The sequence below is a fragment of the Pelagibius sp. Alg239-R121 genome (assembly GCF_947331435.1).
Lineage (GTDB): Bacteria > Pseudomonadota > Alphaproteobacteria > Kiloniellales > Kiloniellaceae > Denitrobaculum.
The window spans coordinates 631,093-650,260 of the sequence record NZ_CAMZOF010000002.1 but is presented as its reverse complement, the minus strand read 5'-3'; the positions used below and the strand labels follow the sequence as shown (position 1 = coordinate 650,260).

General features: G+C 57.5%; 17 protein-coding genes. 16 read left to right on the top strand and 1 reads right to left on the bottom strand.

The features are described 5' to 3' along the window. The 8 genes from QMZ18_RS10170 (at position 1) to QMZ18_RS10135 (ending at position 9,788) form a co-directional block, all read left to right on the top strand. The gene (locus tag QMZ18_RS10170) at positions 1-3,342 is read left to right on the top strand and encodes a DUF6519 domain-containing protein (protein WP_282606169.1); all 3,342 of its coding nucleotides are present in this window, start codon (positions 1-3) and stop codon (positions 3,340-3,342) included. 23 nt (positions 3,343-3,365) lie between these two features. Continuing rightward, positions 3,366-3,902, top strand: a complete 537-nt coding sequence (locus tag QMZ18_RS10165; RefSeq protein ID WP_282606168.1) for a hypothetical protein — start codon at positions 3,366-3,368, stop codon at positions 3,900-3,902. 221 nt (positions 3,903-4,123) lie between these two features. Further along, entirely contained in the window at positions 4,124-5,152 is a 1,029-nt protein-coding gene (locus tag QMZ18_RS10160) for a TRAP transporter substrate-binding protein (RefSeq protein ID WP_282606167.1), read from the top strand. A 130-nt stretch (positions 5,153-5,282) separates the two neighbouring features. Beyond that, a complete protein-coding gene (locus QMZ18_RS10155; RefSeq protein WP_282606166.1) occupies positions 5,283-5,786 on the top strand; it encodes a TRAP transporter small permease in 504 nt (167 codons plus the stop codon). A gap of 10 nt (positions 5,787-5,796) precedes the next feature. Then, on the top strand, positions 5,797-7,110 hold the full coding sequence (locus QMZ18_RS10150; RefSeq protein ID WP_282606165.1) for a TRAP transporter large permease: 1,314 nt from the start codon (positions 5,797-5,799) through the stop codon (positions 7,108-7,110). Then, a complete protein-coding gene (locus QMZ18_RS10145; protein ID WP_282606164.1) occupies positions 7,107-7,664 on the top strand; it encodes a GAF domain-containing protein in 558 nt (185 codons plus the stop codon). The genes QMZ18_RS10150 and QMZ18_RS10145 overlap by 4 nt, the downstream gene beginning before the upstream one ends. 1 nt (position 7,665) lies before the next feature. Then, positions 7,666-8,898 carry an amidohydrolase family protein gene (locus tag QMZ18_RS10140; protein WP_282606163.1) on the top strand — a complete coding sequence of 411 codons (1,233 nt, stop codon included), beginning with the start codon at positions 7,666-7,668 and terminating at the stop codon, positions 8,896-8,898. A gap of 254 nt (positions 8,899-9,152) precedes the next feature. Beyond that, positions 9,153-9,788, top strand: coding sequence for a TetR/AcrR family transcriptional regulator (locus QMZ18_RS10135; RefSeq protein WP_282606162.1), 636 nt, complete (start codon positions 9,153-9,155; stop codon positions 9,786-9,788). 86 nt (positions 9,789-9,874) lie between these two features. On the opposite strand, the gene QMZ18_RS10130 is transcribed toward QMZ18_RS10135, so the two are convergent. Continuing rightward, positions 9,875-10,801 (bottom strand): LysR family transcriptional regulator, encoded by a 927-nt coding sequence (locus QMZ18_RS10130; protein ID WP_282606161.1) that lies wholly within the window; start codon positions 10,799-10,801, stop codon positions 9,875-9,877. 384 nt (positions 10,802-11,185) lie between these two features. On the opposite strand from QMZ18_RS10130, the gene torT reads away from it, so the two are divergent. The 8 genes from torT to QMZ18_RS10090 are packed head-to-tail and all read left to right on the top strand — an operon-like array spanning position 11,186 to position 19,150. After that, positions 11,186-12,262: a TMAO reductase system periplasmic protein TorT gene (torT, locus tag QMZ18_RS10125; protein WP_282606160.1), complete on the top strand. Its 1,077-nt coding sequence runs from the start codon at positions 11,186-11,188 to the stop codon at positions 12,260-12,262. Positions 12,263-12,291: 29 nt separating this feature from the next. Continuing rightward, positions 12,292-13,833, top strand: coding sequence for a sugar ABC transporter ATP-binding protein (locus QMZ18_RS10120; protein ID WP_282606159.1), 1,542 nt, complete (start codon positions 12,292-12,294; stop codon positions 13,831-13,833). Beyond that, positions 13,830-14,861: an ABC transporter permease gene (locus tag QMZ18_RS10115; protein WP_282606158.1), complete on the top strand. Its 1,032-nt coding sequence runs from the start codon at positions 13,830-13,832 to the stop codon at positions 14,859-14,861. The genes QMZ18_RS10120 and QMZ18_RS10115 overlap by 4 nt, the downstream gene beginning before the upstream one ends. 17 nt (positions 14,862-14,878) lie before the next feature. Continuing rightward, the gene (locus QMZ18_RS10110; RefSeq protein WP_282606157.1) at positions 14,879-15,607 is read left to right on the top strand and encodes a LamB/YcsF family protein; all 729 of its coding nucleotides are present in this window, start codon (positions 14,879-14,881) and stop codon (positions 15,605-15,607) included. Positions 15,608-15,655: 48 nt separating this feature from the next. Next, a complete protein-coding gene (locus QMZ18_RS10105; protein ID WP_282606156.1) occupies positions 15,656-15,898 on the top strand; it encodes an acetyl-CoA carboxylase in 243 nt (80 codons plus the stop codon). A 15-nt stretch (positions 15,899-15,913) separates the two neighbouring features. Continuing rightward, positions 15,914-17,314, top strand: coding sequence for an acetyl-CoA carboxylase biotin carboxylase subunit (locus tag QMZ18_RS10100; RefSeq protein ID WP_282606155.1), 1,401 nt, complete (start codon positions 15,914-15,916; stop codon positions 17,312-17,314). Next, positions 17,311-18,186: an allophanate hydrolase subunit 1 gene (locus tag QMZ18_RS10095; RefSeq protein WP_282606154.1), complete on the top strand. Its 876-nt coding sequence runs from the start codon at positions 17,311-17,313 to the stop codon at positions 18,184-18,186. Before QMZ18_RS10100 ends, QMZ18_RS10095 begins: the two co-directional genes overlap by 4 nt. Beyond that, on the top strand, positions 18,176-19,150 hold the full coding sequence (locus QMZ18_RS10090) for a biotin-dependent carboxyltransferase family protein (protein ID WP_282606153.1): 975 nt from the start codon (positions 18,176-18,178) through the stop codon (positions 19,148-19,150). The genes QMZ18_RS10095 and QMZ18_RS10090 overlap by 11 nt, the downstream gene beginning before the upstream one ends. The last annotated feature ends 18 nt before the right edge of the window (positions 19,151-19,168 follow it).

The following is a 19,168-nucleotide window of genomic DNA, read 5'->3' as shown; positions in this document are numbered from 1 at the left end:
ATGAGCGGCGACTATAGCAGAGACAGTTTCGATGCCCTTCGGGACTACGCCGGGGTGTTTCTCCAACAGGGCCGCGCGGTTCTCGATTCCGACTGGAACGAAATGGTCGAGATCTTCGAGCGCCGCATCCGCACCGGCACAATCGATACCATCGGCCGGGCTGTGGTTCCGCGTGAAACCATTCTGGGTTTTCAGATTAGGATTGCCGCTGGCGGAGGACTGGAAATCGGGCGGGGCCGGAAATACCTCGATGGAATGCTTCTAGAGTGCCATGGGGCCGCGAATTATCCAGGCTCAGGCGACGACGATTTCGCCGATCCCGTATTTGATCGGGCCCGCGAAGGGACAGACGGACCTGAGGGGGTGCTCGACGAGCTGATTTCGCAAGAAACAGGCGATTTCCTGCCTTATGATCGCCAGCCCTACTGGCCGGATGTCGAATCTCTACCGACTGGCGCCGGGCCGCATTTGGTCTATGTCGTTGCCTGGCACCGCGAGGTCACGCCACTTGAACAACCCGAACTATTGGAGCCGGCGCTGGGTGGCATCGATACCACGACACGCTGGCAGACGGTTTGGCAGGTCCGTGTCTTACCGAATGTAGGTCCGAATGCGACCTGCGCGACGGAAGACGATCAGCTGGAAGGCTGGATCAATACGATTGCGCCCTCTACGGCGCGTCTGACGACCGATACGGTGGATGTAGAAGACCCCGAAAACCCCTGCCTTGTCCCGCCGACCGACGGCTACATCGGGATTGAGAACCAGTTCTACTGCGCCAAGCTGCACAGCGTAGGTGATACGCAGGAAGACGCGCGCTTCAAGTTCTCGCGTGAAAACGGTTCGGTCGCGGCCGCAATAGAAACCTTCGCCAATCCTGCCGACCGGATCACGGTGCGGCGGATCGGTCGCGATGAAATCCTGCGCTTCCGGGCGGGCGACTGGGTTGAGATCACGGACGACCGCCGGGAGCTTGATCACCATTCAGGTCAGATGCTTCGCGTTGCACTGGTCAACGAGGAAACCCGTGAGATTGAACTGGAAGGCACCATCAATGCCAACCTCGTTCCCTCGGGAGCTCCTGGCGACACGGTTGAGACCCGCCGCAGCCGCATCATCCGCTGGGATCAGCGTGGTGTGGTCCGGCTTGCAGACGGTACGGAGTGGGTTGATCTGGATGCACCCGGCTCGGACGGGCTGATTCCAGTCCCGTCTGATGGTACGGCGATCATGTTGGAATCGGGCGTAACCGTCTCCTTCTCAACCGCTGCGGGACCTGGCGGCTTCAGGGAAATGGATTGCTGGAGCTTTGCCGCCCGGACCGCCGGGACACAGATCGAAGAACTGCGTAACGCACCACCGCAATCGGTCCAACGTCACTATTGCCGTCTGGCAGTTGTGACCTTCCCGAACTCAGTGCAGGATTGCCGTGTCTTCTGGCCGCCGGAAATCGGTGAAGTCGGCGAAAGCTGTGGCTGCACGGTCTGCGTTACACCTGAGGGCCATAATTCCGGTCAGCTGACCATCCAGGCCGCCATCGATCAGATCGGGCCCGAGGGTGGTACCGTCTGTCTGGACGGCGGCGCCTATACGATCAATGAACAGATCAACATTACGTCTCGCACGGCCATCACCCTGCGCGGGCAGGGCCTTGCCACGCTGATACTTTATCAGGGCAACGATTCTGCGATCGCCGTCACCGGGTCCGTTGATGTGCAGATCGAACGCTTGAGTGTTCTGGTCGCGCCGGATGGTGAGGACGCTGCAGGCAATTTGCTGTTCGCGAACGGGATCACGGCAACCAATACAGCCTTTCTCGCGCTTCGGCGCCTGGCTGTATTGGTCGGTGCTCTCGGCGAAGCGCGTCAGGATCATGGCATTGCCATAGAGGGTGTCGCGATCGGATCCAAGATCGAAGAATGCCTTGTGCTGGCACCCATTGCGCTGGGTTCTTTTTCGGCGCTGGATCCCGACAATGAGGGGCCGGGTTATCTCGCTGTTGCAGAGTTTCGTGCCCTCGACAATATCTTGTTTGGCATGCGTGCGGCCATGCGCTTCAGCGGCACCGCGTTCAACGTTGCAGGCGTCACGGCCACCCGGAATCTGTTCTTCGGCGCGGACCGCGGTGTGCAGATCAATTGGTACGAGCCGCCCATTGGAGCGACGGCGCTTGATGACAACACGATTTTCTCGAACGGGGACGCGGCGGTCCTCGGACTGTCCGACCTGCGTTTGCAGGACAATGAGATCAGCGGTGGGCCGCAGAACGGTAGCGGCGTTCGTCTGATTCCCAATGTTGCGCCCGATGCCGAGACCGATGCCCAGATCATCGGCAACAGGATCGGAGATCTCGCTGCTACGGGGATCAGTATCGAAGGGCGTCACGGTGCTCTGCTGATCAAGCGTAACGTCATTCGCCGATGTGGCACGGCGGGCATTCTGACCGCACCGGATGCCATCATAAGGCATATCGCCGTCGATAATAACGTCATCGAAGAAATCGGCGAATCAATCAACCAGGACGGCACTGGCGCCGTGATCTTAACCCGCGTTGCGACGGGTCAGATTATTGGCAATAGTATCAGGGCCATCGGGCAGAATGCACCTGAAGGCACGTCAATGGCAGGGGTCGCAGTGCAAGGCGTGGGGAGCGTTGCGATCGACAGTAACGTCTTCTCTCTGATCGGCCCCGACCGCGCCGACGTTCGCGCGGCCGCGATCATGGCCCGGCCACCTGTTGCGCAGCTTTCGATTCAGTCAAACCGGATCAATGGTGTGGCCGCACGCAGCGATAACTCGACTGGCTGGATGGCGATCGAAGTCGGTCCCTTGGGAATTGCCGATGAGATCGATCCCAATATCGGATCAACGCCATCGCCGCAGGGCTTTCTGGCCGCTGTGCCGAGGGTCGCATCGGACGATTTGGGATTTGCTGCCGTGGGTGGCGAGGTCTTTGCTTTCTCCCGTGCCGACTTCCTTGCCATTGCGCGCGCGCGTCGGAGTCAAATAATGGTGCAGAACAATCAGGTCCATCACGCGGCCCGCCTGCTTCGCGCTATGATCTCAATTGTCGATTCAGCGGCTTCTGCGGTTTCCTTTAATCAGAACCAATGTGAGCAGGATGCCGGCGGAGGTGTGCGTGCGGTCGTTCTGATCGGTGCGCCGCGTATCACGGCCAGCAGCAACGTTGTCCGGCATCAAAGTGATTCGATATCGATGCTGCTCAGCATCGGCCGGTCGGGCGCGGCAGCACCGGTCGGAAACATTACGACGGGTTCGATTGAAGTCATCCCAACTGGTTTAAATCCGGCGTTTGCAACGCTTAACCTCAAAAACAATTAGCTTGCGAAGCGAGGAGACCGACTATGGCAGCCGCCGTTGCAAAACTGGGACGTGAAAAGAGCATCTCGACCCTTGCCCAACGTGTCTATGTGATCGAAGGGCGCAACAATACTGACGCCCAGCGCCGCGCAGAGCGCGCGCTCTTACGTGCCAATCCCAGCCTATCGGACAAAAAGGCATTTCGTACCGGCAGAGTCATTATCGTCCCGTCGGATGTGGGCTTGGCAACGACCGAGCGTGTTACCAAGACGACGGCAGATCTGGACGGGGCTTTGGACGAGACGAAGCTGCGCATGGAACTTGCCGCGCAGATGCTGGAAGAACAATTCGAGCGTAGCGGAGCTTCGGATAAGGCTACGACAGATCGCCTCGCCGACAAAGCCTTAATCAAGCAGGTACGGACCGCGATTCCCGGAAGCACCAAGATTCTGGCCAAGACTGCAGCGGCGGTAAAAGACCGGACCGCGAAATCATCGCAACGTAAAAGCAGATACGACAAAGCCTTCAAACAGGCCTTTACCGAGATCGATCGTTTAAAAAAGCTCGCGGGAAAGGGCTGATTGTCCAAAACCGCCCCTCGGTTCAAGCTGGCGCATCGTCGGCAAGTCAAAGAAATATCGAGCTAAAGTGTTGTTATTTATAATTATTATGTTGATTGAAGGTAATGCAAAAGTAAATCAAAAAAAGAAACAGTATTGACTGTTTTTTTATAAATATGCAGAATTTAAACTCAAATATGAAGAATGTCCGGCAGACCGGGCGCAAATCAGGGAGAGGGGCAATGAACACTCAGTTTGAGAGTATGATAAGCCGTCGCCGGGCCCGGCTCATGGGGGCCGTACTGACATCCGTCGGATTTTTGCTGAGCGCTGGAACTGTCGGCGCCGCCGAAAACTGGAATCTCGCCAATGCTTACGGGGCGACCAGTATTCACGGCGAAGGCAATGTCGTCTTCGCGGACGCCATCGCCAAGCTTACCAACGGCGAAATCAAAGTCACCGTCCATACCGGTGGCGCACTCGGATACAAATCGAAAGACCATTTTGATGCCGTGAGTGACGGTGCGGTCGAGATTGCCGATACGCCCGGTAACTTTTTGGGTGGGATCGACCCATTCATGCTGCTTTCATCTCTGCCATTCCTTGCCAAGACAGTCGACGATGCCCGCGTCCTGATGGACGTTGCCATGCCGGAATATGAAAAGATCTTCGAAGCAGGCGGGCAGAAAGTTCTCTACGCCTCGCCTTGGCCGGCGTCTGGAATCTGGGCGAAAAAGGCCATCGGATCCGCCGCGGATCTCGATGCGGTGAAAATCCGGACCTACGATCCAAGTGGAACCAAGACGTTCAAGGCCATCGGCGCCGCACCAATCCAACTCGCCTGGGCGGATGTGGTGCCTCAGCTGGCGACCGGTGGCATTTCTGCGGTCCTTACATCGGCCGAAGGTGGGGTCACTCAAAAGTTCGTTCAACACACGCCTCATTTTACCGAAATCAACTACGCGGTACCGCTCAACTTCGTTCACATGAACATGGAAACTTACGACGCGTTGTCGCCTGAGTTGCAGGCCGCGGTCATGGCGGCGGCTGATGAGGCCTCGGCCCGGAATTGGGCGGAGGTCGTCGGGCGCACCCAAAGGAACTACGATATCCTCAAGGGCGAAGGCGGTATTATTGCGACTGAGCTCAGCGATAATTTCCTGCAGGACCTGGGGAAAGCCGGTGGCGCGGTTCTGGACGAGTGGCTGGCGAAAACCGGCGATCGCGGGGCTTCCATCATCGCCGAATACAGGAAGCGCACCAACAACTAAGCAGCGCTATCTTGTTGCTGATTCTCGACTGGGTGAGCTTCGGTGAAGCCGCCCCGGCGCGGATCGTGGCTGCGCCGGAACAAAGGCTTGTGGAACAGTCTGCTGTAGTGAATGGAAAAATGGGGAAGCGATGTTAGGCCGCTTGATCGACAATCTTGCCCGGGTCGCTGCTACAGGTGCCTGTTGCATCCTCGTCGCTATGGTGGTCCTGATTCTCTACGAGATCCTTCTGCGCAGCGCCTTCGCGTCTTCGACTTATGTCCTCGATGAATTTATCGGCTACGGCGTTGCCACCATGACGTTCCTATCCTTTGCCGCAGCCTTGAAGGATAATGTCTTCATCAGGGTAAATCTTGTGCTGGCCAACGTCGGGTCTGTTCCAAGGCGAGTTATTGAAGTGTTGTCCTGCGCGCTCGGCACCATTCTGTTCTCTGTGATCGCGTTCTATTTCGGCAAGTTGTTCCTGCGCGATTTCCTGCGCGGGACCGTGAGTAATTCCGTGGCAGAAGTCCCGCTGTGGATTCCCGAATTCACCTTGCTTCTGGGAATTGTGATTCTGGTGCTGCAGTTTCTTCTGCTCACGCTGCGCTACGCGCGCGGGGCGCCGATCCTCGATGCACAGGAAGAACTGTGAGAGGGCTGTCATGACCGAACTCGGCGCCGGCATTGTGGTCCTGCTTCTGATCTTCTTCTATCTGGGTATCGGTATCTGGGTCTTCGTGGGGCTTATCATGGTAGCCGTGACCGTGCAGCTTTTTGTTCTGGGATTCCATGTCGACAAAATCGGCTCGATTACCGCGCGTATCCTGCTGCGTAGCGCGAGCGCCTGGGAACTCGCGGCGATTCCGATGTTCATCTGGATGGGCGACATCATTTTCCGCACAGATATCTCGAATCGGTTGTTCAGCGGCTTAGCACCAATGGTTGATCGGATTCCGGGTCGCCTGCTACACACCAATATAATCGGCTGCACGCTCTTTGCGGCGGTCAGCGGGTCGAGCACAGCAACGACCGTCACGGTTGGAAAAATCTCTCTGGAGGAGCTGTCCCGTCGCCACTACGATCAGACTATCGCTGTGGGATCGCTGGCGGGCGCCGGAAGTCTTGGACTGCTGATCCCGCCTTCCATCGTCATGATCGTATACGGAATCCTGGCCGAGGTATCGATCATCGCGCTTTTCACCGCTGGCATTCTGCCCGGACTGATGATCGCGGCGCTCTATTCTACCTTTATCGCGGTACGCACGTCTGTGATACCCGCGATCGCGGCGGACGCGCCGGTTGAACGCATGCGACCTGTCGCCTGGCGCGACTTCGGCAATCTGATGCCCGTGCTCTTACTCGTCTTCATCGTCCTGGGGTCGATTTATTCGGGGCTTGCGACGCCCTCCGAGGCGGCGGCCATCGGCGTTGCAGCTACCCTGATCATGACGGCAGTGATCGGCCAGTTGAACTTCCGGCTCTTCACCGAGTCTCTGATGAGCGCGGTGAAGATGTCGGCCATGGTGGTTTCGCTGGTTCTAGCCGCCGCTCTTTTGTCCACCACCATGGGCTATCTGCACTTGCCGCAAAGCGTCGCGGCGCTGATTGCTGGTCTTGAGCTGTCGCCCTACGCGCTCATCGCGATGCTTTCGCTGTTCTACATTCTCTTAGGACTCTGCCTGGAAGGTATCTCGATCACGGTTATGACTCTGCCTATCACACTCCCTCTTATCTTGCAGGCCGGCTTTGATCCTCTGTGGTTTGGAATTTTCCTGATCCTGATGGTCGAACTGGCCACCATTACGCCGCCGGTCGGTTTCAACCTCTTTGTGCTTCAGGGCCTGACCAAGATGTCGATTGGACAGATCGCGAAGGCTGCCTTTCCGTTCTTTTTGCTGCTTTGCCTTGGTGTGATCCTGTTAACGGCTTTTCCGCAAATCGCCCTTTGGCTTCCCGAACAGGTGACTGGACGATGACTGAGACCAAGATTGCAACAACAACGAGCGGCTCAGGGGATTTCCTCGGTTCGATGGCAAGTCTGGCCGAAGCCGTGGCTAACGTTCGTCGCATCGATGAGGTCTGGGCGCAGGCTGATGCGGTTTTTGGCGAAGTCATCGGACACCGTATGTTTACGGTGCTTCGTTACGTTGAGGAACGCGGCGAAGTCGCACGGCTCTATACCAACAAACCTGATGCCTACCCGGTCGGTGGAACTAAGCCCATGGGGCCGACGCCCTGGGGCGAATTGGTCCTCAAGCGCGGGAAACCCTTTGTTGGCCCGGATGCGGACGCTGTCCGTTGGGCTTATCCCGATCACGAGACGATTATCGGAATGGGCCTGGAATCGGCCCTGAACCTACCGATGCGGCTCTCCGGTGAGACCTTGGGAACGATAAACCTCACTCACCAATCGGGATACTATCATGACGGCCATCTGCAGGCCGGAAGCATACTTGCAGCTTTGCTGACACCTCTTCTGGTGCAGTACCCATCCGAACACTCATCAAATCATGAAACGAGAATCTCATAAGATGACACAGACTCCGAGAAGCCTGACTTTGAACAATGCAAATCTTCTCGACGTGCGCGCGGGTAAGCTGACCGGTGCGACGAACCTTTACATCGAAGGTGGCCGCATTCGGGAGGTATCATCTTCCCCCGTGTCCCAAGGTGAAGATGTTGTCGATCTTGATGGGGCCACATTGATGCCAGGTCTTTGCGATGCGCATGTTCATGTCGTCGCGGCGACAGCAAGTTTTCCTGACCTGATGCGCTGGTCGCCCATGTATGTGACCGCACGCGCAGGTCAGATTTTATCGGGCATGCTGATGCGCGGCTTCACAACAGTCCGGGATTGCGGTGGCGCCGACCATGGCCTGGTGCAGGCCGTCGAGGAAGGTTATCTGATTGGTCCGCGTGTTCTATTCAGCGGTCATGCGATTTCGCAGACCGGCGGCCATGCAGACATGCGCGATAAGGGAGAGGACTGGGAAGCCAGTACTTGTTGCGCTGGTCTTGGCCGGGTAGCGGACGGCGTGCCGGAGGTCCGTAAAGCTTGCCGGGAGGAGCTGCGCAAGGGAGCGCATTTCATCAAGATTATGGCGTCCGGCGGTGTGTCCTCGCCGACAGACCGTATTGGAAACACTCAGTTCGCACGCGAGGAAATTATCGCAGCCGTCGAGGAAGCAGAAGCGGCGGAAACCTATGTTGCCGCGCATGTCTACACTGCCCGCGCCGCCAATCGCGCGTTGGAATGCGGGGTTCGCTCGATCGAACACGGTAACCTCATCGACGATTCGACGATCGACCTCCTATTGGAGAAGAAAGCTTTTCTGGTGCCGACCATGTCGACGCACGAGGTGCTCGGTGCGGAAGGTGTCGCCGGCGGAATGCCCAAGCATATGTGCGACAAGGTGTTCGAAATCGTTGAGGCAGGACATAAGACTCACGCACACGCTCATTCGCGGGGTGTGAAGATGGTCTTCGGGACCGACCTTTTGGGACCGATGCACAGGCACCAGTTGCTCGAGTTTAAGATTCGCAGTGCCTTTCAGACTCCGGCCGAGATCATCCGATCGGCTACCGTGAACGCGGCTGAGTTATTCCAGTTGGAGGGAGAAATCGGCGAGGTCGTGCCGGGAGCCCGCGCCGATCTCATTGCCGTCGAAGGCGACCCGCTTTCCGACATCACCGTTCTGCAGGAGCCCGACCGTTATCTGAAATTCGTCGCTAAGGACGGTGTCATCTTTCGTAACGCACTTTGAAAGAACGAGGGTCAGCAGGATTCGCAGACTTGAGAATGCAGTTATTCGTGATTGTTGACACCGATTGAGGCCTCAACTCTGTGGAGCAGACTCCACAGCGATCGCCGCGGTCATCTGAGCCGCTCCGATCGGTTGGGAGATTAAGGTTGGGGAAATCAGGGGTGCCAAAAATAGGGATCCGATGAGTTTCGAGCCTGATCACGGACGTGGTACTTTGGGCGGCGATTAGAGATACCTTCCAAGAAAGATCAAAGATGAATGCACCCGTTAAGTTGAGCAAGCAGGAAGCTCGCTCTGCGCGCATGCGTGAGAGAATTCTGACAGCGACACTCGATTCCATCCACGAGCTCGGGTATCAGAACGCCTCGACAACGGAAATCGCCAGTCGTGCCGGTGTTTCCCGAGGCGCGATGCTGCATCACTTTCCTACCAAGGAGGTGCTGATCGGCTCAGCCGTCGAGAGTTTGTTGGAGGCTGAAATCACTGACTTGCGCGGGATTGCCGACGATTACGCTCATAAGAAACTGACTATCGACGATTTCGTTGATTACCTCTGGAGTCGGTTTTCAGGCCGGCTGTTCATGATCACCATCGATTTCCTGTCTAGCGCGCGCACCGACGAGAAGCTGCGCGAGGCGGTCATTCCGGTCAGCTTGAACTTTCATAAATCTCTGAACGAGATTTGGTCGCAATTCTTCACTTACCGCAAGACCTCACCACATAAGGTTCAGATCCTCCTCAACACGACGCTTTGTTTGATGCGCGGCATGGGCGTCCAGACTATCGTGCGCAATGATGCCGAATACTACGATGGCCTTCGCAGTAATTGGAAAACGATTCTGCATCGGATGCTCGATGAAGATGCGGATGACGAGAGGCGTGATGCCTAGCGCTGCCGTTGGCCGCTCTTTCTGCTTAAGCGTCGCCTGACAGTCTGCTCTTTTGTACGATGCGGAAGTGAAGGTCACATCGCCGGTTATGTACGGTCCCGATTGAAGGGTTGTTCCGCGCCCATCGCCAGATGCATGAACTCGACGAATGCGCGCACTGCTTCGCTCTGCTCTGCGGAGTTCGACCAGGCCAGTCCAACATCCATCGTGGGTATGTTGTCTTGAACGGGCATGACTTCCACGCGCCGGCCTTCCAGAGACCAGGGCCGGTAGACCATGTCGGAGAGAACGGCAACGCCCATCCCGTTCGCGACCATGCTGCGAACCGCTTCCACTGACGAGGTGCGGAAGATCGTATCGGGCCGGTACGGGCTGCGATTCCAGTACCTTTGTGCCGTGTTGCTCGCTTCGTCTACCGTCAGCATGATGTAGGGCTCTGCTGAAATATCCTGCAGAGAGACGTTGGGGCGGGTGAGAAAGTGATGATGAGCATCCAGCCAGAGCCGGCGGCGCGACCGCAGAAGGGGGTCGTAGGAAAGGTCTTCCTGATTGATGATATTCGAGGTGAGCATCACGGCGAGATCGAACCCGCCGGAGATCAAGCCTTCCTCGATATCGCCGCGATCAGCCTCGGTCAGGTTGACTTCGATGTTCGGGAAACCGCGGGAAAAGCGAGCCAGATGTGCCGGCAGAAAATAACCTGCGACCGTATAGCTGACTGCGAGATTGAAGCTGCCGCGGATGTCTTCCCGGATGCGGCGAGGCAGGCGGACCGCTTCTTCAACCGTTGCGATGATGTGCCGGGCGTGATCGAGAAAAAGGTTGCCTTCGTAAGTCAGCTTGACGCCGCCGGGATGCCGCTCAAACAGCGGGGCGCCAATAATTTCCTCCAGTGACTTGATCGCCGAAGTGACGGCCGATTGCGAGACGTTGATATCAATGGCCGCGCGCGATACCTGGCCGGCATTTGCTGTCGCAATGAAATATCGTATTTGCCGAAGAGATGGTTCCATCTATATTTCCGATTCTCGATATCAAAAAATTCGATTCAATCCACTGCCCAGCAATTTCCCCCGGAGGGAAGTTGTTTGGGTCGATAAGGCCTGTTTGAAGCTGGTATCTAACCCCAGGTTATATAGCTTAAGTAATGCGAGAGGTAAGCTGACTGACGCCACCGTTGGTCTTTCTTTGTGCTCATGATGCAATGGCATACGTCAGTATGAATCAAAAAAACAGATATAATTTAATTTAAAATCGTATTTCACAATACACTGTCGTTCTTCCTATCATTCTCGGACACGGGAGACAGCCGCCTCTTGCGACGATCGGATCAACACCTGGACCAACAGGGAAACCGAGCGAGCGGGCGCTGTCACATTCAACAGGGAGAAAACAACATGCAACGTTCAGTGCTGGCATTGCTGGGGACGGCGGCTATCGCGGCCACGATGACAACCGGGTCCGCTCAGGCCGAGGAATGGTTTCCATATCCGGTCGAAGTCTGGGACCCTCCGTTCAACATGGAAAGCCCGCGTTCGACGACAGATTACTCGCCGCTCGCGAAGGCTTCCAAGTCCTGGGAGATCTGCGTCTCCTTCCCGCACATGAAGGACGCCTACTGGCTCGGCGTGAACTACGGTGTCGCTGAAGAAGCCAAGCGTCTTGGGGTCAAGATGCAGCTCGTGGAAGCGGGCGGATACACCGAACTGAACAATCAGATTTCGCAGATCGAAGACTGTGTCGCGGCAGGCGCCGATGCCGTGGTCATTGGTGCCATATCCTTCGACGGACTGAACAACATCGTCAAGGAAACCCGCGCAAAAGGCATTCCGGTCATCGACGTCATCAATGGCATGTCGTCGCCGGAGCTCTCGGCCAAATCTCTCGTGTCGTTCGGTGAAATGGGTCAGAAGGCGGGCGCGTTCCTGGCGGAGCTTCATCCCGCCGGCGGTGCGAAGGTCAAGACGGCCTGGTTTCCTGGTCCCGCGGGGGCTGGCTGGGTTGAAGCCGGCAACAGCGGGTTCGCCAGTGCCATCAAAGGCAGTGGTATTGATCTTGTCGAGACCAGGTATGGTGATACCGGAAAGGAAGCGCAGGCCAAGCTGGTCGAGGATACGCTTGAGGCCCATCCGGATCTGTCCTACGTGGTTGGAACGGCGGTAACTGCGGAAGCGGCGATTCCGATTCTGCGGGCGCGGGGCCTGACCGATCAGATCAAGGTTGTTTCCTACTACTACACCCCCGGTGTTGATCAGGGTATCCGCCGCGGGCAGATCATGGCGGCGCCAACAGATTCAACCGTGGTCCAGGGCCGGATCGCGATCGATCAGGCGGTTCGCATTCTGGAGGGCGAGAGCTACGAGAAGCACGTCGGTCCTGCGCTGTTCGTCGTGAAGCAGGATAATCTTGCCGACTTCGATACTTCTTCGACGCTCGCGCCGAAGGGCTTCAAGCCAATCTTCCGCGTCGATTGATTGACCGCGTAGAAGAAGGAGCCGGGGTGATGCCTTCCCTGCACCTCGAGGAGGACGCGCGTAATGGTGACGCGCGTCCGCTCCTCGAAACCCTCAAGATTTCCAAAGACTATCCTGGTGTGAAAGCCCTGGATGATGTCGATTTCGAGCTGCGTGCCGGTGAAGTGCATGTTCTCTTCGGTGAGAACGGTGCCGGAAAGTCCACCCTGATCTCATTGATTGCTGGCGCCAACACACCCAGCGGCGGGGAGATTCGCTTTAACGGGAACGCGGTTCGATTGTCCTCAGTCCATCAGGCCCGCAGTCTGGGAATCAGCGCGGTCTTTCAGGAGTTCTCGCTTATCCCGCAGATGACGGTGGCTGAGAACTTGTTTCTGGGCGCGGAACAGACCCGCTTTGGATTCCTCCAAAAGGGCGTGCTTCGGGACCGTGCCCAGGAAGTGCTCAACGATCTGGACTTCCAATTGTCGCCGGGCCGGCGTGTTGATCATCTGACGCGCGCTGAGCAGCAGATGGTGGAAATCGCCAAGGCTTTCCGCTCAGATCTCTCTGTGCTGATTCTTGACGAGCCGACGGCTTCTCTGACCAATCACGAGACGGAACAGCTTTTCCGATTGATCGGCCGGCTGAAAGAGCAGGGTGTTGGGATTATCTACATCACGCACCGCATGGCTGAAATCCGGCAGATCGGGGATCGGATCACGGTGCTGCGTGACGGCCGCTTCATTGACACTGTCGATGCCGGGACGACTTCAGAGGACAAGCTTGTTCGGCTGATGACCGGGCGTGTTGTCGGCCAGATCTTTCCAGATGTCTCCTATGCGCCGGGTGAAGTCATTTTGCAGGTCGAAGATCTGCACACTTCGGAAGGCTCGGTTCGTGGCGCATCGGCCAGCGTCCGGCGTGGGGAAATTGTCGGTTTCGCGGGACTGGTGGGTTCGGGTAAATCCAAATTTGCACAGGCTTGCTTCGGTGCCCGCAGGCTTTCGGCCGGATCGGTTACCTTCAAGGGGACAGATGTCACCGGTGCGACGACGCAGAGCATGCTGGACAGCGGGTTTCTCTACCTGCCGTCGGACCGTCGTACCGATGGCCTGATGATGATGCGGTCGGCGCGTGAAAATATGAGCCTAGCTTCCTTGACGACCCGCCCGTTTTCCAACGGTTGGGTCCTCGACAAGAGGGCCGAGACAAGGACGGCAGGCGATCTGGCTGACCGATTGAATCTGTCGCCCAAGCGTGTAGAGCGCGCGGTTGAGCATTTTTCCGGCGGTAACCAGCAAAAGGTGATGCTGGCACGCAGCCTGACCCGGGACTTCGATCTCATCGTTTTCGACGAGCCGACCGTCGGCGTGGATGTTGGAACGCGGGCGGCTATCTATGCCTTCATCGCTGAGCTTTGCGAGGGCGGCGCTGCCGTTCTTCTGATCTCATCCGATTTGCCGGAGATTCTGCATCTGAGCAACCGGGCCTATGTCTTCTACCGGGGACGGATTCAGGCAGAGCTCGCCGGCAACGAAATTACCGAGGCCAATGTGCTCTCTCACTTCTTTGAACGGGAGGCGGCATGATGGCGAGCCAGACCGATGCGGCAGCAAAAGAAACCAAAGGTTTCGTGATCGTCCTGAAGCGGCTTTTCGTCCGCTTGGGAATCCTGCCATTTCTTCTCGCGATCGCGGTGATCGTTTTCGCCCTCATTTCGGACAACTTTCTGACCGGACGGAACCTCATGAATGTCATGCGGCAGTCGGTCTATCTGACCATCGTGTCGTTGGGCCAGATGTTCGCGCTGCTGACGGGCGGCTTCGATCTTTCTGTTGGAACGGTTCTGGCACTGACTTCGGTGGTTGGCGCCTTGACTATGGCGAGCGCCTACGCGGCGATGCCGGATGCCGTATGGTTGGCCATTCTGCTTGGCTGTTTGGCGGGCGTAGCCGCAGGCAGCCTCATTGGCGTGTGCAACGGCATCGGCGTTGCCGTCTTCAACGTATCGCCCTTCATGATGTCGCTGGGTATGGCGTCGATTGGCTTTGGGGTTGCGCTTTATCTCACGGGTGGTGTGCCGGTCTACGGCATGCCGCAGGAATTCGGCGACAGCTTTGGTTTCGGGACCCTCTTGGGAATTCCAACGCCTCTCTACGTAGCGGCCGTCATTCTCGTTGCGCTGTATCTGTTCCTGAATTGGACGCCGTTCGGGCGCTACTTTTATGCCGTCGGCGGCAATATCAAGGCAGCAGGCCTGTCGGGCATCAATACGCGGCTGACGCTCTTTTGGACCTACGTCCTTTGCGCAATGCTAGCGGCTATCTCGGGGATGTTGCTGACGGCCCGCCTCGATACCGGCGAGGCCAATATTGGCGCGTCGATGCCTCTGGAATCGATTGCCGCCTGTGTGATCGCAGGTGTCAGCCTTCGCGGTGGTGTCGGGCGGCTGGAAAACGTTGTCCTCGGCGCATTGTTTATCGGGATTGTTCAGAACGGAATGAATCTCGCCCGGATCGAATCCTATCTGCAGACTGTCGTTCTCGGCGCGCTGCTTATTCTTGCCGTGATCGCCGATCAGATCCGGCTGCGTTTTGTCGCTTCACTGAAAGACTAGATTAAGGAGAAACCGGTGTGACGGTCGATATCAACTGCGACATGGGTGAGAGCTTTGGCCTCTATAAGATGGGGGACGATGAAGGGATCATGCCCTTTGTGACCGAGGCGAACGTAGCCTGTGGGTTCCATGCATCCGACCCGAACCATATGCGCAGCACGGTCGAGCTTGCAAAACGCCATGGCGTCAAGGTGGGGGCACATTTCTCCCTTCCGGATTTGCCAGGCTTTGGCCGCCGGGAAATGAAGATCGGCCGAGAGGAGATGGCGAACATCGTTGCCTATCAGATCGGCGCTTTGAAGGCTTTTCTTGATATGGCCGATGTTCCTCTCAGCCACCTTAAGCCGCACGGCGTACTCTATGGGATGGCGGCGCGGCAGGAACACATTGCCCATGCGATCGCTGATGTCGGCGAGCATTTTCGCGTACCGATTTTCGGACTGGCGGGGACTCTGCATGAAGAGATCTACAGCGCGCGGGGATTGGAGTTCAGGGCGGAGTTTTTTGCGGATCTGGATTATGACGATGACGGAAATCTGCTGATCACGCGCGAGCACGATGCCGTGCCGCCGGAGCTGGCGGCAAGCAAAGCCGTTCGTGCCGTCACCGATGGCCTCGTTCGGAGTACGGGTGGAAAAGACGTTGCGGTGCGCGCCGAAACAATCTGCTGTCATTCCGACACGCCCAACGCGGTCGATGTCGTCCAGGCCGTTCGCGCCGCTCTGTCGCCGCATCTGGCGGCCTGATATCCACAAATACCTTGTCGCTTAGAACAAGGCGCAATGGAGGAAACCATGCCTACCTCGGAAATTCGGACCCCGCTACCGGGCACTTTTTATCGCAAACCCGCTCCGGATCAGCCTGCCTACAAGGAGCCGGGCGATCAGGTTGCCAAGGGCGATGTCATCGGCCTCGTCGAAGTCATGAAGTCGTTTCACGAAATCAGATCCGATGTTGACGGCGTGGTGAAAGCCTTCCTTGCCGAGAACGAGGATCCGATCTCTCCCGGTCAGGTTCTTGTCGAGGTCGAAACTTAAGGAGCGAGCAGATCAATGCCAATCAACAAGCTCCTGATTGCCAATCGCGGGGAAATTGCAGTGCGAATTATTCGCGCTGCGCGCGATCTCGGGATTCGGACTGTCCAGGTCTACAGCTCAGCTGACGCGCAGTCTCTCGCGGTGGAGTTGGCAGATGAGGCTGTCGAAATCGGTCCGCCGCAGGCGGCGAAATCCTATCTTAAAGTCGACGCGATTCTAGAGGCAGCCCGTCAGTCGGGCGCCGACGCCATCCACCCGGGTTACGGCTTTCTGGCCGAGAATGCCGAATTTGCGGATGCCGTCGAAGCGGCTGGCGTGGCCTTCGTCGGTCCCAGTGGCGATACCATCCGGGCGATGGGTGACAAGGCGACGGCGCGCAGAGCTGCCAAGAATGCCGGAGTTCCGACTGTGCCGGGCAGTGATGGACTGCTTGAAGATTTGAGCGAGGCGCGTGCGATTGCCGAAGCAATCGGATTCCCGGTCATGATCAAGGCAACGGCGGGTGGTGGGGGACGAGGTATCAGAGTGGCCGAGACCGCCGTGGAATTCGAACAGCTGGCATCGCAAGCCGCCGCGGAGGCGAAAGCGGCTTTTGGCGATGGCGGACTCTATCTTGAGAAGGTTATCGAACGCGCCCGCCACATCGAGGTGCAGATCCTTGGTGACGGCCAGCGGTTCGTCCATTGTTTTGAGCGCGAATGCTCACTACAGCGCCGCCGCCAAAAGGTTTGGGAAGAGGCCCCCGCAGCCGTATTGGCGCCAGATACGCGCGAACAGCTCTGTGCCTCAGCCGTCGCTCTGGCCAAGTCCGTCGATTATCGTGGCGCGGGGACGATCGAGTATCTCTATGACGATGTCACAGGTGCATTTTACTTCATCGAGATGAATACCCGAATCCAAGTCGAACATCCGGTTACCGAACAGATAACCGGGATCGATCTGGTGGCTGAAATGATCCGGATAGCGGCCGGCGAACCGCTTTCTCTTCGACAGTCCGATATTTCGATCTCAGGGCATGCCATCGAGGTCCGGATCAATGCCGAAGATCCGGCAAACGGCTTCATGCCCTTTCCAGGCGTTGTCGCGGATCTGCGTGTACCCGGCGGACCGGGCGTTCGTTTCGATCACATGCTCTACTCCGGATATCAGATCCCGCCATTCTACGACTCTCTTTTGGGCAAGCTGATTGTTTCGGGAGAGACCCGGGAACATGCCATCGCGAGGTTGAAGCGTGCAGCTTCCGAGCTCCAGACCGATGGACTGAAAACCACGACGCCACTCTTCCTGGCTTTGGCTGAGGACGAAGAACTCTTGCGGGGGCAGGTTCATACCCGCTGGCTCGAGCCCTGGCTGGAAACCAACGCCGAAAAGCTAAGCAAACCACTCACTCTTGCGGAAGGAGACGCTGCATCATGACTTCGAGATACACCTTTGGCGGCGACGAACACATTTTCGTCGAAGTCGATGAAGCGATGTCGCTGGAAGCCTTCTTTAAAAGCCTTTCGATGACCAATGCGGTTCGCGAGTCCGCAATCAAGGGCGTGACGGAGATCTGCCCCGCCAATGCTTCCTTCCAAATCAAGTTTGATCCGGATGCGATCCACCCCGACGATCTCATGACCGAATTGAAGCGTCTCGAAGAAGGGGCGGATCAGGCGGAAGCGGTCCTCAATACCCGCATCATCGAGATCCCGGTCTACTATCAGGATCCCTGGACCCACGAGACCTTGATGCGTTTTCGAGAACGTCATCAAGACCCGGACGCCTCAGACATCGAATTCGCCGCCCGGATCAACGACTTTAATACGGTCGAGGACTTCATCGCCGCCCATGCCGGTGCGCCCTGGTTCGTCTCGATGGTGGGGTTCGTCTCAGGCCTGCCATTTCTCTATCAGATGGTTGATCGACCGCGGCAGATTCAGGTGCCCAAGTACCTGCGTCCACGGACCGATACACCGAAGTTGACGGTCGGTTACGGCGGGTGCTTTTCCTGCATCTATTCGGTGCGTGGGGCCGGCGGCTACCAGATGTTCGGCATTACACCCATGCCGATCTATGATCCGAATCAGGAAGTCAATTACCTCAAGGACTTCATGGTGCTCTTCAAGCCCGGCGATATCGTGAAGTGGAAGCCGATCGACCGCGAGGCCTATGACCAGGCTGTCGCCGATGTCGAGGCCGGTAAGTTCATGCCGCGGATGCGCGACGTCGTCTTTTCGCTTGATGATTTTAACAAGGATATCGACGGAACCAACGCCAAGCTCGAGGAGGCGCTCTATGCCGGTTAAAGTCAACACAGCGGGGCTCGCCACGACGATTCAGGATCTCGGCCGGCCCGGCTACTACCACCTCGGTATCCCAATCGGTGGTGCAATGGATCGCCTGGCATTGCGTGCTGCCAACCTGCTGGTCGGCAATGGGGAGAATGCCGCAGCCCTCGAGGCGGTCTTTATGGGACCGGAATTGGAGTTCACCGAGGATGCGACGGTCGCCGTCACCGGCGGTGAGCTGCCGCCCAAGCTCGACGGCGAACCGCGAGAAACCTGGACATCCTTTAGAGTCAAATCGGGACAGGTGCTTTCCTTCGATTACCTGCGTGCCGGAGCACGTGCCTACATCGCGATTTCTGGCGGAATCGCAACGCCGCCAGCGTTGGGCAGCCGATCAACCTATGCCATTGGCGCGCTTGGGGGTGTCGGTGGCCGTGCCATCCAGCCCGGTGACGCCTTGCCGCTTGGGCCCCAGGACGAGGCTACAGCGGAAGGGCGAAGCCTGCCCGCTGATCTTCGACGAGCCCCTGGAAATCCTGCGGAGCTTCGTGTGCTACCGGGGCTTTATTGGCACCGGATCACGGAGGCTTCTGGGCGTAATTTCTTTACGGACAGTTGGAAGGTCGCACCGGAGGCGGACCGGATGGGGTATCGTTTTCAGGGCGGCCGCGCGTTGGAGTTCGTCGATCGCGAACCGCCATTTGGCGCGGGATCAGACCCGTCGAATATCACGGACGCCTGTTATCCCTACGGTTCCATACAGGTGCCGAGCGGTGCCGAGCCCATCGTACTCCACCGGGATGCGGTTTCGGGCGGCGGCTATTTCATGCTGGGTACCGTGATCTCTGCAGACATGGATTTCATCGGACAGCTTCAGCCACACACGGAAACCAAATTCGTCAAGGTCAACATGCATACGGCATTGGCTGCCAGACGAAGCCGCGCGCAGACACTCGATCAAATCCGTGCCGCGCTGAGTTAAGACGCAGCAGACGGGCGA

Excerpts from the sequence above, each read along its gene's own strand:
- QMZ18_RS10090 (WP_282606153.1), top strand. The coding sequence starts at position 18,176 with ATGCCGGTTAAAGTCAACACAGCGGGGCTCGCCACGACGATTCAGGAT.
- QMZ18_RS10135 (WP_282606162.1), top strand. The coding sequence starts at position 9,153 with ATGAATGCACCCGTTAAGTTGAGCAAGCAGGAAGCTCGCTCTGCGCGC.
- QMZ18_RS10115 (WP_282606158.1), top strand. The coding sequence starts at position 13,830 with ATGATGGCGAGCCAGACCGATGCGGCAGCAAAAGAAACCAAAGGTTTC.
- QMZ18_RS10155 (WP_282606166.1), top strand. The coding sequence starts at position 5,283 with ATGTTAGGCCGCTTGATCGACAATCTTGCCCGGGTCGCTGCTACAGGT.
- torT (WP_282606160.1), top strand. The coding sequence starts at position 11,186 with ATGCAACGTTCAGTGCTGGCATTGCTGGGGACGGCGGCTATCGCGGCC.
- QMZ18_RS10145 (WP_282606164.1), top strand. The coding sequence starts at position 7,107 with ATGACTGAGACCAAGATTGCAACAACAACGAGCGGCTCAGGGGATTTC.
- QMZ18_RS10140 (WP_282606163.1), top strand. The coding sequence starts at position 7,666 with ATGACACAGACTCCGAGAAGCCTGACTTTGAACAATGCAAATCTTCTC.
- QMZ18_RS10160 (WP_282606167.1), top strand. The coding sequence starts at position 4,124 with ATGAACACTCAGTTTGAGAGTATGATAAGCCGTCGCCGGGCCCGGCTC.
- QMZ18_RS10130 (WP_282606161.1), bottom strand. The coding sequence starts at position 10,801 with ATGGAACCATCTCTTCGGCAAATACGATATTTCATTGCGACAGCAAAT.
- QMZ18_RS10095 (WP_282606154.1), top strand. The coding sequence starts at position 17,311 with ATGACTTCGAGATACACCTTTGGCGGCGACGAACACATTTTCGTCGAA.
- QMZ18_RS10105 (WP_282606156.1), top strand. The coding sequence starts at position 15,656 with ATGCCTACCTCGGAAATTCGGACCCCGCTACCGGGCACTTTTTATCGC.
- QMZ18_RS10120 (WP_282606159.1), top strand. The coding sequence starts at position 12,292 with ATGCCTTCCCTGCACCTCGAGGAGGACGCGCGTAATGGTGACGCGCGT.
- QMZ18_RS10170 (WP_282606169.1), top strand. The coding sequence starts at position 1 with ATGAGCGGCGACTATAGCAGAGACAGTTTCGATGCCCTTCGGGACTAC.
- QMZ18_RS10100 (WP_282606155.1), top strand. The coding sequence starts at position 15,914 with ATGCCAATCAACAAGCTCCTGATTGCCAATCGCGGGGAAATTGCAGTG.
- QMZ18_RS10165 (WP_282606168.1), top strand. The coding sequence starts at position 3,366 with ATGGCAGCCGCCGTTGCAAAACTGGGACGTGAAAAGAGCATCTCGACC.
- QMZ18_RS10150 (WP_282606165.1), top strand. The coding sequence starts at position 5,797 with ATGACCGAACTCGGCGCCGGCATTGTGGTCCTGCTTCTGATCTTCTTC.